The organism is Pseudomonas alkylphenolica, assembly GCF_004025535.1.
Classification (GTDB): Bacteria; Pseudomonadota; Gammaproteobacteria; order Pseudomonadales; family Pseudomonadaceae; genus Aquipseudomonas; species Aquipseudomonas alkylphenolica_A.
In genome coordinates, this window is sequence record NZ_QJRG01000047.1 from 457,351 (window position 1) to 469,709 (window position 12,359).

At 60.8% G+C, this 12,359-nt stretch carries 9 protein-coding genes; 6 read left to right on the top strand and 3 right to left on the bottom strand.

Annotated features, from left to right (window positions below):
* Positions 1 to 4: 4 nt before the first annotated feature.
* Together DM813_RS17390 and DM813_RS17395 are read left to right on the top strand one after the other, a co-directional pair.
* Positions 5 to 1,744: an autotransporter assembly complex protein TamA gene (locus DM813_RS17390; protein WP_128324621.1), complete on the top strand. Its 1,740-nt coding sequence runs from the start codon at positions 5 to 7 to the stop codon at positions 1,742 to 1,744.
* Entirely contained in the window at positions 1,741 to 5,415 is a 3,675-nt protein-coding gene (locus DM813_RS17395) for a translocation/assembly module TamB domain-containing protein (RefSeq protein ID WP_128324622.1), read from the top strand. The genes DM813_RS17390 and DM813_RS17395 overlap by 4 nt, the downstream gene beginning before the upstream one ends.
* A 133-nt stretch (positions 5,416 to 5,548) precedes the next feature.
* On the opposite strand, the gene DM813_RS17400 is transcribed toward DM813_RS17395, so the two are convergent.
* Positions 5,549 to 5,947 carry a Mor transcription activator family protein gene (locus tag DM813_RS17400; RefSeq protein ID WP_128324623.1) on the bottom strand — a complete coding sequence of 133 codons (399 nt, stop codon included), beginning with the start codon at positions 5,945 to 5,947 and terminating at the stop codon, positions 5,549 to 5,551.
* A 469-nt stretch (positions 5,948 to 6,416) separates the two neighbouring features.
* Here DM813_RS17400 and DM813_RS17405 point away from each other — a divergent pair, with 469 nt between their 5' ends.
* Complete coding sequence (locus DM813_RS17405; protein WP_128324624.1) at positions 6,417 to 6,605, top strand: hypothetical protein; 189 nt, start codon at positions 6,417 to 6,419, stop codon at positions 6,603 to 6,605.
* A gap of 36 nt (positions 6,606 to 6,641) precedes the next feature.
* Here DM813_RS17405 and DM813_RS17410 read toward each other — a convergent pair whose 3' ends face one another.
* Entirely contained in the window at positions 6,642 to 7,028 is a 387-nt protein-coding gene (locus DM813_RS17410; RefSeq protein WP_164897261.1) for a fe2+ zn2+ uptake regulation protein, read from the bottom strand.
* Positions 7,029 to 7,237: 209 nt separating this feature from the next.
* Between DM813_RS17410 and DM813_RS17415 the strand changes: the two genes are divergently transcribed.
* Entirely contained in the window at positions 7,238 to 9,547 is a 2,310-nt protein-coding gene (locus tag DM813_RS17415) for an acylase (RefSeq protein WP_128324625.1), read from the top strand.
* Between the two features lie 35 nt (positions 9,548 to 9,582).
* Here the strand turns inward: DM813_RS17415 and yegQ are convergent, their stop codons facing one another.
* On the bottom strand, positions 9,583 to 10,902 hold the full coding sequence (gene yegQ, locus DM813_RS17420; protein WP_128324626.1) for a tRNA 5-hydroxyuridine modification protein YegQ: 1,320 nt from the start codon (positions 10,900 to 10,902) through the stop codon (positions 9,583 to 9,585).
* Between the two features lie 271 nt (positions 10,903 to 11,173).
* Between yegQ and DM813_RS17425 the strand changes: the two genes are divergently transcribed.
* Positions 11,174 to 11,917 (top strand): helix-turn-helix domain-containing protein, encoded by a 744-nt coding sequence (locus DM813_RS17425; protein ID WP_128324627.1) that lies wholly within the window; start codon positions 11,174 to 11,176, stop codon positions 11,915 to 11,917.
* Positions 11,918 to 11,926: 9 nt separating this feature from the next.
* The gene (locus tag DM813_RS17430) at positions 11,927 to 12,313 is read left to right on the top strand and encodes a hypothetical protein (protein ID WP_128324628.1); all 387 of its coding nucleotides are present in this window, start codon (positions 11,927 to 11,929) and stop codon (positions 12,311 to 12,313) included.
* Positions 12,314 to 12,359: the final 46 nt, after the last annotated feature.

Below are 12,359 nucleotides of genomic sequence, written 5' to 3' on the forward strand. Positions count from 1 at the left end.
GCCTATGACGTATTCAGGACGATTCACCTGCGGTTTGATTCTGTTGTTTGCCAGCGTTGCCGCGTATGCGCAAAGCGAGCTGGTGGTGCGGATCAAACCTGCCAATAAAGAACTCAAGGCCAATGTCGAAGGCTACATCGGCAGCCTTGGAAAACGCGATGAAGAGGCCCTGCTGCGCTTTAGCCGCGGCGCCATGGAGCAGGCGCGCAAAGCCGCCCAGGCGTTGGGTTATTACCAGGCGCAGATCGACAGCGAGGTCAAGCCGGCCAACGGCGACAAAGAGCCGCAACTGGTGCTCAGCATTGACCCTGGCGAGCCGGTGCATTTACGCGACGTGACCATTCGCATCGACGGCCCGGCCAGCGAGATGAAGGCATTTCGCCTGCCCGATAGCAAGGCGCTGCGCTCAGGGGAAGTGCTCAATCACGGTCATTACGAAGACGCCAAACGCCTGATCCAGAACCAGGCCGCGCGTTACGGCTTTTTCAGCGGACGTTTTGTGCGTCAGCGCCTGGCCGTTGATCCGCAGGCCGGTGTGGCCGACATCGAACTCGTCTATGACAGTGGCCCACGTTATCGCCTGGGCGCGGTCAGCTTTGCCGGCGATACGCCGTTCGACGAAACCCTGCTGCATCGCATGGTGCCCTTCAAGGCCGACACCCCCTACGACTCCGAACTGATCGCCGAACTCAACAACGCCCTGCAGTCCAGTGGCTACTTCGAAGGTGTACGGGTCGATGCCGCACCAACCGCTGCGGTCGATCAGCGCATTCCCGTTGCCGTGCAACTGAGCACCCGCAAACCCCGGACCATGGGCCTGGGCCTTGGCTTTTCGACCGACGTCGGCCCCCGTGGCAAGGCCAACTGGACGCGTCACTGGGTCAACCCGCAAGGCCATAGCTATGGCTGGGAAACCGAGTTGTCGGCGCCGCGCCAGAACGTCGGGCTGTGGTACGACATCCCCCTCGATCCGCCGCTGACCGACAAATTGCGCTTTGCCGGTGGCTACCAGAACGAAGAAATCGCCGGCACCGATACCTTGAGCAAGTTGCTCACCGTCGGCCCGGAGTGGCACAGCAAACTGCCCAGCGGCTGGCAGCGGGTGATTTCACTCAAGTACCAGCGAGAGGAATACCGCCTGGGTGACGACTCCGGCCTGAGCAACCTGTTGATGCCGGGTGTCAGCTACTCGTACCTGCGCAGTGATAACCGCATCGACCCGCACAACGGCTACCGTCTGCAGTTCGACGTTCAGGCGGCCAAGGAAGGGCTGGTATCGGATACCAACCTGTTGCACGGCAATGTCGTGCTCAAGGGCTTGACCACGCTGGCGCACAACCACCGCTTTCTGGGGCGAATTCAATTTGGCGGAAGCGCCACCAACGATTATCAAAGCTCCCTGCCGCCTTCGCTGCGCTTCTTTGCCGGTGGCGACCAGAGTGTGCGGGGATACGACTACCAGAGCCTGTCGCCGAAAAACTCCGACGGTGACCGCATCGGCGGCCGCTACCTGGTGGCGGGCAGTGTCGAGTATCAGTACCAGGTTGTAGACAAGTGGCGGGTGGCGACCTTTGTCGACCAAGGTAACTCGTTCAACAATCTGGAACTGCCCAGCCTCAAGACCGGTGTCGGTATTGGTGTGCGCTGGGTCTCTCCCGTAGGGCCGCTACGACTGGATCTGGCCCATGCGCTGGACGACGACGGCGGTTTCCGTTTGCACTTCTCCATGGGGCCGGAACTGTGAGTCGCGTTTTCAGAAACATCCTGCTCGGTCTGCTGGCACTGCTGCTGTTGGTACTGCTTGCGCTGGGTCTGGTGCTCGGAACCCAGGCGGGCAGTCGCTGGGCCCTGGGGCTGGTGCCAGGTTTGCAGCTTGAGCAATTTCAGGGGCGGCTGGCGGGCCAGTGGCAGGCCGAACGTGTGTTGTGGGAACAGGGCGGCGATCGGCTAGAGCTGGTCAAGCCGGTGTTTGCCTGGTCACCCGCCTGTCTGCTGGGCATGACGCTGTGTATCGACCGTTTGCAGGCCGAGCAGGTCAATCTCGCGTTTGCCTCGAGTGAGCCCACGCCTGACGCCGGCCCCTTGCAATTGCCGACATTGAACCTGCCCGTGGCGATCAAGCTGGGTGACATTCAAATCGGTCACCTGCGCCTGGATGGCAACGAGCAGCTGAGTCAGTTGCAGCTGTCGGCGCACTGGACTGCTGCGGGCATGCAAATCGACCGTCTCGCGTTGCAGCGTGATGACCTGCAGGTGAACCTGCACGGGTTGCTGCAACCACAGGGCGACTGGCCGTTGCAGGCTCAGGGGCACATACAACTGCCGAAGGTGGATGGGCAGGAGTGGCAATTGGCGCTGAAGGTCGATGGACAACTGCAGAAAAGCCTCACGCTCAGTGCCGACAGCAGCGGATACCTGAACGCCCGGCTGAACGGGGAAGTGCAAGCCTTGGCCGAACAGCTGCCGGCCACCCTGCAGATCAGTTCCAAGGCGTTCAAACCCGGTTCCGACCTGCCCGATACCCTGCAATTGAATGACCTTGAACTCAGTGCCAAGGGCGACTTGAACAACGGTTATCGAGTGCTGGGTACGGCCAGTCTGCCGGCAGAACAAGGGCCGGTAGCCCTTAACCTGCAAGGCAAGGTTGACGCCAAGGGCGCCCAGGTGAGCGCGCTTGATCTCGCGGCCGGTGCCGATCAGCACCTCAAACTGACGGCCAACGCTGATTGGCAACAAGGCTTGAGTGCCGATGCGACCCTGGACTGGCTGGATTTCCCGTGGCTGCGGCTGTACCCGCTGGAGCAAGCGCCTCAGGTGACCTTGCGCCGTTTCAATGCTCAGGTGCAGTACCGTGACGGCAGCTACAGCGGCGAATTCAAGGGCGGCCTGGATGGGCCCGCCGGCGCCTTCAGTCTGAGCAGCCCGTTCATGGGGGATTTGCAACAGGTTACCTTGCCGCAACTGTCGCTCGCAGCTGGCCAGGGCAAGCTTGCCGGCCGTGTCGGTGTGCAGTTTGCCGAAGGCGTGGCCTGGGATGCCGCGCTTGAACTGTCGGCGCTGAACCCGGCTTACTGGCTGGCCGAACTGCCGGGCACTCTGGCGGGGCCGCTGCGCAGCACGGGGCAGATGAAAAACGGCGAACTGCGCCTGGATGCCGACCTGGACCTCAAAGGACGCTTGCGTGGACAGAGTGCGGTGTTCAAGGCGGTCGCCGAGGGCGCCGGCCAGAACTGGACGCTGGGTACCCTGGATATCCGCCTCGGAGACAATCGCATCCAGGGTAGCGGCAGCGTGCAGCAACGCCTGGCGGGCAAGCTCGAACTCAATTTGCCGCGCCTGGGTCAGCTCTGGCCGCAGTTGCGTGGGCAACTCGGCGGCACGCTGGACGTTGCCGGCACCTTGAGCGCGCCGCAAGGCACGCTGATCTTGAACGGTCAGCAACTGGCCCAGGCAGACAATCACCTACAACGTCTGTCGCTGGACGCCAAGCTGGACAGTGCCCAGCGCGCCGTGATCGATCTGCAGGCAAGCGGTATTCGCCTGGGCGACACCCATCTCGGTGTGCTCAGCGCCAAGGGTCGAGGTGACATTCGTCAGCAACAGCTGGAGCTGGCGCTGGATGGACCGCAGCTCAAGCTTGACCTCGGCCTGGATGGACAGCTGGAGAAAGGCAATTGGCGTGGGCGCCTGGCCACGGGTCAGGTCCAGGCGGGCGGCCAGGACTGGCGCTTGCAGGCACCGGCCAAACTGCAGCGCCTGGCCAGCGGCCAACTGGATTTCGGCGCGCATTGCTGGCGTTCCGGCGAGGCCAGCCTGTGCGGTGAGGATCAGCGCCTGGCCCCGGAACCGCGCTTGCGTTATCACCTCAAACAGTTCCCGTTACAAAGCCTGGCCCAGTGGCTACCCAAAGACTTTGCCTGGCAAGGGTTGCTCAATGCCGATATCAATCTCGATGTGCCCGCCAGCGGCCCCAAAGGCACCATCGTGGTTGATGCCAGCGGTGGTACGTTGCGCCTGCGTGAGAAGGATCAATGGCTCGACTTCCCGTACCAGACCCTGCGCCTTGAAAGTAACCTGGCGCCACGCCGGATTGATACCCGCCTGGATTTTCGTGGCACCCGCCTGGGCGAGCTGGCGCTGGTTACCCGGCTCGATCCGGTGGCGCGCAACAAACCGCTCAGTGGTGACTTCCGCCTGAGTGGTCTGGACATCGGTATTGCCCGTCCATTTGCACCGATGGTGGAGCGCCTGTCCGGTCAATTGAACGGTAGCGGAACGTTGTCGGGTACCTTGCTGGCGCCGCAAGTCAACGGCAGCCTGAACCTCAGCGCAGGCGAAGTCGCTGGTGCGGAACTGCCGATCAGTCTTGAGGCGCTGAATGTTCAGGCGTTGATCGCCGGTGAGCACGTGCAGCTCAATGGCGCCTGGAAAAGCGGTGAAGCCGGTCAAGGTAGCTTGCGCGGCCAGATCGGCTGGGGACAGGCACTGGCGGTCGATTTGCAGTTGCAAGGGCAGCAACTCCCGGTCACGGTCGAGCCCTATGCAAACCTTGAGGTGGCGCCTGACCTGAAGATTACCCTTGAGAATGACAAGCTGGCGGTTTCGGGCAAGGTGCTGGTGCCACGGGGCAAGATCACCGTGCGTGAGTTACCGCCCTCAACGGTCAAGGTGTCGGATGACACTGTCATCGTCGGTCATCAAACCGAAGAGGGTAAGGCGCCGATGGCAATTGCCATGGACATCGATGTGGAGGTGGGGAAAGACAAGCTCTCGTTCAGCGGCTTCGGGCTGACGGCCAATTTGCTTGGGCATGTGCACATTGGCGACAACCTTGATACGCGTGGGGAGCTGAGCCTGGCCGATGGCCGATACCGGGCCTACGGTCAGCGCCTGACCATCCGCCGCGCGCGGTTGCTGTTCGCGGGGCCCATTGATCAGCCCTATCTGGATATCGAGGCCATCCGCCAGACCGACGATGTGATTGCCGGTATCCGCCTCAGCGGCAGCGCAGAGCAGCCGACCACCCAGGTGTTCTCGGAGCCGGCCATGAGCCAGGAACAGGCGCTCTCGTATTTGGTGCTGGGGCGCCCGCTGGGTACAACCGGTGAAGATAACAACATGCTCGCCGAAGCGGCCTTGGGGCTTGGCCTGGCCACCAGTGCGGGGGTAACCGGCAGCCTGGCGTCGAGCTTGGGTATCGAAGATTTCCAGCTGGATACCCAGGGCAGCGGCAACAGTACCAGCGTGGTTGCCAGCGGCAACCTGACCGAGCGGCTGAGCCTGCGCTACGGGGTTGGCGTGTTCGAGCCGGTCAATACCGTCGCACTGCGCTACAAACTGAGCAAGAAGGTCTACCTGGAGGCCGCCAGCGGTCTGGCAAGTTCGCTGGATATTTTTTACAAGCGCGATTTCTGATCGTTACAGTCCGCGCGATATCGCCGCTTCGCGGGTCTCGACTCAGGTGGGGGAGGCGAGCCAGAGGCCTCTCGTGTGCGAGAGGCCGGGTGTCTGGCAGTGCACGAAAGCGCTTGCCCGCGGTGACTGTGATTCAAACACCTGAAGCGCTTGGGCGAGCGCATGACTCCTGCCGACGGATATTGCCGATCTGGCGCAGGCTCAATCCGTATTTGTTGGCGAGCATGCTGCGCGACAGGCCCTCTGCACTTTCCTGCTGTATTTGCTGATTGCGCAGTTGGCGCAGAAAGTGATCGACCTTGGGGATCTCCAGGGCCATGCCGGCAAAGCGCTTGATCAGCGCGTCGAGGGCTGATGGTGGGAGCACGTTGGCCAGCGCGGTACGTTCACGGTGCTTGGGGATGTACTTGGGGCGCCCGCCAAAGGCGCAGGTCAGGAGGTAAGCGTTCTCAATACCCAGGCATTCGATCAACATCTGCAGCGAATGGGGCAACTGGTGAATATCGATACGGTCGAGCTCATGCAATTCCATGGAGACTTCCTTGTAGGTGTTGGCTTGACAACGTCATGGTTGAACATTCAGACCGGTTCCGACAGGCAGCAAGCGCAGCACGGATGGTGGGCATCGGGCACTCGGCGTGTAGGCTGGGCACTTTGTACAGATAGGACCGTTAGGGCTGATTCGACTTAACTCGTTGATTTTGTGTGCAAGGTGCAGGGGTAAAGGTGGGCAGGTTCGACCACCCATGTTCATTGGCAGCACGCGCCCAAAAGGGGGTGTTTCGTTCGAGAGGGGACGGTCGGTTCACCGCTTGTTCTGGCAGGGAGCGCCACGCGTCAGCATGGCGTTGGTCCTTTCGTCGGAGGGATTGCCCGGGACATCATGGTTTCAGGAGGCGGGGGGCTGCAAAAGGAGGAAATTGTCCGCCCGCGGCCAGGCAGCGTTGTATGATACGCCCGGGCTGTTGTAGCCCTTACCCCGATGTTGCAAGGAACTATCAATGACTCAAGGTCAACGCCTGAAATATTCCATTCTGATCTCCCTGCTGGTGCTGGGGATCATGCTCGGCCTGTCGTACCTGCAAAAACAGGGCATGATCAGTGAGCAAGTGTTCCAGTACGTCGCCATTGGCGTCGCCATCGTTGTCGTCGTGATCAACGGCATCATGCGTCGCAAGGTCAAGGTCTGAGTTCATCCGCACGGCCGGCTTGTGCCGGCCTGCTGCCTAGCGTGGGCAGTTGTGCGCGAGGATGCTGCGGGCCTCGGGGTTGAGGCTATAGCATTTATCACTGCCCAGGCTGATCACACCTTCAGCGCACAAGCGCTTGAGCACTTCGCGAACACTCAGGAACGATAGCGGTATGTCCAGCTGCTCAAGCTGGCTATGGACGCCGCGTACGCCGATGGTGCGGCCGTTTTTGTCGGCTGTGTGCAAGGCATCGATGACTTTCAGGCGTATCAGGCTGGTACGCAGCCCGTATGACTTGAGCAGCTCGCGAATGTGCTCGTTACCTGGGCGATCGTTGTCGACATTGTCGCTTTTCACCACCGGTGCCGACTGAGCCTTGCGCACGGGCCTGTTGATGATTGCCGTGTGTTGCTGGTTAAACATGTGAACACTCCCTTTCGTGGTCAGTCCAGATACCGATTTTTGCTGCCTACACCCTATAAGACGAATGAGCGGGTCAAAACTGCAGTACCTGGTGAAAAAAAATCCTGCCACTCAGGTAAAGACGTATTGGCGCGGTAGATTCCGTAAATTTATTCCCCGGGCTTCGTTCAATCAGGATCAACCGTTCCCTGATCAGAGCAGGAGTGTCCGTGATCAAATCCCGTCCATTGGCAAGTGTCTGTCTGGCTGGACTCCTCGTCGGCCTGAGCGGTAGCGCCCAGGCCCGCGTTGCGCCTGGCGATGCCAGTGCTGAAATCCGTCGTACCAGCTTTGGCGTTCCGCATATTCTGGCTCGTGATGAGCAAGGGCTGGGCTACGGCATTGGTTACGCCTATGGCCAGGACAACCTGTGCCTGCTGGCCAATGAAGTGGTCACGGTCAACGCCGAGCGGTCACGGTACTTCGGTCCTGATCAGCTGACGCTCGAGCAGCGCAAGAACATCGCCAGCGATCTGTTCTTCAGTTGGCTCAATACGCCCTCCGACGTCTTCGGATTCTGGCAGGCACAGCCTGAAGAGGTACGTGCATTGCTTGAGGGCTATGCCAAGGGGTTTAACCGCGCACTGGCTGAACGCACGGCACAAGGGCAAGGGGCGCAATGCCTGCAGGCGCAATGGTTGAGGCCGATTACGGCGCTTGACCTGGTCAAGCTGACCCGGCGCCTGCTGGTCGAAGGCGGTGTGGGGCAGTTTGCCGACGCGCTGGCGGCGGCCGCGCCGCCCTCAGCCGTCGCCACGCTTGAGTTCGACAGGGGCGTGGCCCAGGCACAGCAGGACAGTTTTTCCCTTGAGCGTGGCAGCAATGCGGTTGCCATTGGCCGTGATCGCTCGGCCAGCGGGCGTGGCATGTTGCTGGCAAACCCGCACTTCCCCTGGGCGGGAGGAATGCGCTTTTACCAGATGCAACTGACACTGCCAGGCAAGCTGGACGTGATGGGCGCCGCGTTGCCAGGCTTGCCGTTGATCAATATAGGTTTCAACCGCCATCTGGCCTGGACGCATACCGTGGATACCTCCAGGCATTTCACCTTGTACCGGCTTGAACTCGACCCCAAGGATCCGACCCGTTACCTGCTCGACGGAAAGTCGGTGCCGTTGACCCGTCAGCAGCTGACTGTGAAGGCCAAAGGTGAGGACGGCACACTCAAGACGGTTACCCGAGATGTATACAGCTCGGTATTCGGGCCCGTGGTGCAATGGCCGGGGCGTCTGGACTGGGACGGGCAGCATGCCTTCAGCCTGCGCGATGCCAACCTGGGCAACACCCGGGTGCTGCAGCAGTGGTACACCATGAACCGGGCCGACAGCCTGAAAGCCTTGCAGGATTCGGTTCAGCGCCTTCAGGGTATTCCCTGGGTCAATACCCTGGCCGTGGATGAGCAGGGGCAAACCCTGTACCTGAACCAGTCGGTGGTGCCCTACGTGGATGCCGCGATGCTGGCCCACTGCAGCGATCCGGCAGCAGGGCAGGAGATGGTGGTGCTCGACGGATCCCGCACCGCCTGCAACTGGAAGGTTGATAGCCGCGCCGCACAGCCGGGGATCTTCCCGACACAGTTGCAACCAAGCCTGCGCCGCAAGGACTTTGTTCAGCACTCCAACGACTCGGCGTGGATGGTGAATCCGGCGCAGCCCCTGCGCGGTTACTCGCCGCTGATCAGCCGCGAGGACCAGCCCTTGGGCGTGCGCAGCCGTTTTGCCCTGCAACGTCTTGCTGGCGGTGACAAACTGACGGGCGCTGATCTGCAGCAAATGGTCATGGGCAACCAGGTCTACCTGGCTGAGCTGCTGATGCCCGATGTGTTGCAGTGGTGCGGTGTGCAGGCACAAGACGCCTCATTGGCCGGGCTGTGCAGCAGCCTCAAGGCGTGGAACCTGCGTGCCGACCTGGACAGCGGCATCGGCTGGGTGCATTTCCAGAACATCCTGCAGAGCCTGCTCAAGCGCAGCGATATCTGGCGCGTTGCCTTTGACCCGGCCGATCCACAGCACACCCCGCGTGGGCTGGCAATCGAACGCGCCGAGGTCGCAGCTGCGTTGAACCAGGCGGCCCAGGCATCGCTGGTGGCGGTGAAACAGGCCGGGCTGGCCGACGATGTGCGCTGGGGGCAGATCCAGCAAGCATCGGATGGAACGCCCATCCATGGCGGGCCGGCAAGCCTTGGTGTCTACAACGCAATCCAGAGTGTGCCGGGCGGTGCCGGCAAGCGCCAGGTGGTCAGCGGTACCAGTTACCTGCAAGTGGTGACGTTTGATGCCAACGGGCCTCAAGCCCGCGGTCTGCTGGCGTTCTCGGAGTCCAGTGAGGCGCAGTCACCGCACGGCGGTGACCAGACGCGAGCGTTTTCAGCCAAGCAATGGCACCTGATGCCCTTCACCGAGGCGCAGATCAAGGCGGATCCGCAGTACCGCGTGCAGCTGATTCGCGAGACCGCATCGGTGGCCGACGCGGCACGATGAGGCAAAGGGGCCTGTTGCTGACAGGCCCCGCTCAGTCAGCCAACCAGTTCTCTGAGCAACAGCCCGAACGCCAGGTCTACCTGCTCAGGAATGGGCAGGTAGACCGTATGCCCATCCCCGGGCGCCACTTCGATGGCTGCACCTTGGCGATCACGCAGTTGGTGCAGGTCGAAGTGGTAGTTGCCACGCGGCGTCATCAGTTCCAGGTGATCGCCCAGGGCAAAGCGATTTTTTACCAGTACTTCGGCCAGCCCGTCGACGCGATTGCCGGTAAGTTCACCGACGAACTGCTGACGGTCCGATACCGAGTTGCCGCGTTGGTAGTTCTGATACTCATCATGCACATGTCGCCGCAAGAAACCCTCGGTGTAACCGCGTTGGGCCAGTGACTCCAGGTTGAGCATCAGGCTGCGGTCGAATTCACGGCCAGCCACGGCATCATCAATGGCCTGGCGATAGGCCTGGGTGGTGCGCGCGCAGTAGAAGTGAGATTTGGTCCGGCCTTCGATCTTCAGCGAGTGCACGCCCATTCGGGTCAGCCGTTCGACATGTTGCACCGCGCGCAGGTCCTTGGCGTTCATGATGTAGGTGCCGTGTTCATCCTCGAACGCCGGCATGTCTTCATCGGGGCGATTGCTTTCCTGCAGCAGGAACACCTGATCAGTGGGTGCGCCGATGCCCAGGGTTGGCTGCACTTCACGCACGATGTCACCGCTGGCGTCTTCAGTGGCCGGTGTGGCGCTGTACTTCCAGCGGCAGGCATTGGTGCAGCTGCCCTGGTTGGCATCGCGGCGGTTGAGGTAACCGGACAGCAGGCAGCGACCGGAATAGGCCATGCACAGCGCCCCGTGCACGAAAACTTCCAGTTCCATTGCCGGCACTTGCTGACGGATTTCCTCGATCTCTTCCAGCGACAGTTCGCGCGACAGGATCACCCGTGTCAGCCCCTGGCTGCGCCAGAACTCGACGCTGGCCCAGTTCACGGTATTGGCCTGGACGGAGAGGTGGATAGGCATCTGCGGGAAGTGCTGGCGCACCAGCATGATCAGGCCCGGGTCCGACATGATCAGGGCGTCCGGGGCCATCTCGATGACCGGGGCGAGGTCTTTGAGGAACGTCTTGAGCTTGGCGTTGTGCGGGGCGATGTTGACCACCACGTAAAAGCGTTTGCCTTGGCGTTGGGCTTCCTTGATCCCCAGCGCAAGATTGGCGTGGTCGAACTCGTTGTTGCGTACCCGCAGGCTGTAGCGTGGTTGCCCGGCATAAACGGCGTCGGCGCCATAGGCGAAGGCATAACGCATGTTCTTCAAAGTACCGGCTGGGGCAAGTAATTCAGGTTTGGCAAGCGAGGTCATGATCGGGTCGCGGCTAAAGGCGCGGATGCTATCGACAACGTACAGCGGGCTTGTTGATCTGCGTCAACTTCACGCTCCGCTGCTGGCTTTTGCGTGGAGCACCGGGCGTTCGGAGTTACTTATTTATTCAGCTAAATCAATGCTTTGATATGAAATGACGATTGTTGAGGGGTGTTGCAAGGTGGCTCGCGGGACACTGATCGGGTTGGTAAAGCGCGCCTGATTGGAACTGGTTCAGGCACATGGGGGTTATTCCATAAGGACCTGATAAATGTCGGAGCCCGTTAGATTGCACGCTCACCGCCAGACGCAATGCAAGACTTGCCGCCTGGCGCCAGTATGTTTGCCCGGCTCAGTGAGCCACGAAGAAATCGACGTACTCGATGGTCTGGTTAAACACACCCGCCCACTGAAAAAGGGTGAATTCCTGTTTCGCCAGGGCGACAGCTTCCACGCTATTTATTCGATTCGCTCCGGCGTGTTGAAGTCCGTAAGCCTGAGTGCAAATGGTGAAGAAAAGATCATCGCCCTGCATTTCCCGGGTGAACTGATCGGCTTGTCGGGCATGGATTCTGACGCCTATCTGGTAACGGTCCAGGCACTGGAGGTCACCGATGTGTGCGAGTTGCCTTTCGGTCCGCTTGATGAGCGCTTGATTCGCTTGCCGCAAGTGCGCCGACACCTGATGCGGACGATGAGCCGGGAGATTCGTAATACCCAGCAAATGTCCCGGGTACTGTCGCACAAGGCTGCTGATACTCGGGTCATCAGCTTGCTGGTCAATCTTTCGGCACGCTTTCGCAGCCTGGGCTACGCGGCCAATCAGTTAAACCTGAGCATTTCACGCAACGAGATTGGCAATTACCTGGGGCTGGCCTCGGAAACGGTCTCCCGTGTACTCACCCGTCTTCAAGAAAACGGCTTGATCGAAGTGGAGGGCAAGGAGGTCCGCATTCTTGATGTGCTACCCGGTAACAGCGGGTGCAACGCCGACAGCAGGCTGAGCCTGCATTAAGGAACCTCGATGACCTTGACTCTATCGCATGGCACCTGGTCTGTCACAATCGCCAGGCCAACCGGTCCAGCCGTTCACACGCAGTACATCCTCACTGAACATACCCACGTGGACACCACCTACCAGTGGAACCTGAAAGAGCAACGCCTGAGTGCCGTGAGCAACTGCACGTTCTCCTTTGCCAATCACAACGTGCCCAGTCCGTTTACCTGGAAACCCTCACTTGCTCAGAGCGCTTGGGAAGAAGCTGTCAGCACGCAGGCAACCGAAAGTCTCCAGGATGCGCCCGAGAATCATGGCGGTCAGCGCCATGTGCAGATTGAACTGGCCGCGCAATTCTGTTGGGAAAGTGACTTGGCAATAGGGCAAGCCAGGCCGAACTGGCACGCGGGGTAAATGCCCCCGCGGAGGAATGTGCTGTGTCGGTGGCACTTTTACCCCG

Excerpts from the sequence above, each read along its gene's own strand:
- yegQ (WP_128324626.1), bottom strand. The coding sequence starts at position 10,902 with ATGACCTCGCTTGCCAAACCTGAATTACTTGCCCCAGCCGGTACTTTG.
- DM813_RS17405 (WP_128324624.1), top strand. The coding sequence starts at position 6,417 with ATGACTCAAGGTCAACGCCTGAAATATTCCATTCTGATCTCCCTGCTG.
- DM813_RS17425 (WP_128324627.1), top strand. The coding sequence starts at position 11,174 with ATGTCGGAGCCCGTTAGATTGCACGCTCACCGCCAGACGCAATGCAAG.
- DM813_RS17400 (WP_128324623.1), bottom strand. The coding sequence starts at position 5,947 with ATGGAATTGCATGAGCTCGACCGTATCGATATTCACCAGTTGCCCCAT.
- DM813_RS17430 (WP_128324628.1), top strand. The coding sequence starts at position 11,927 with ATGACCTTGACTCTATCGCATGGCACCTGGTCTGTCACAATCGCCAGG.
- DM813_RS17390 (WP_128324621.1), top strand. The coding sequence starts at position 5 with ATGACGTATTCAGGACGATTCACCTGCGGTTTGATTCTGTTGTTTGCC.
- DM813_RS17410 (WP_164897261.1), bottom strand. The coding sequence starts at position 7,028 with ATGTTTAACCAGCAACACACGGCAATCATCAACAGGCCCGTGCGCAAG.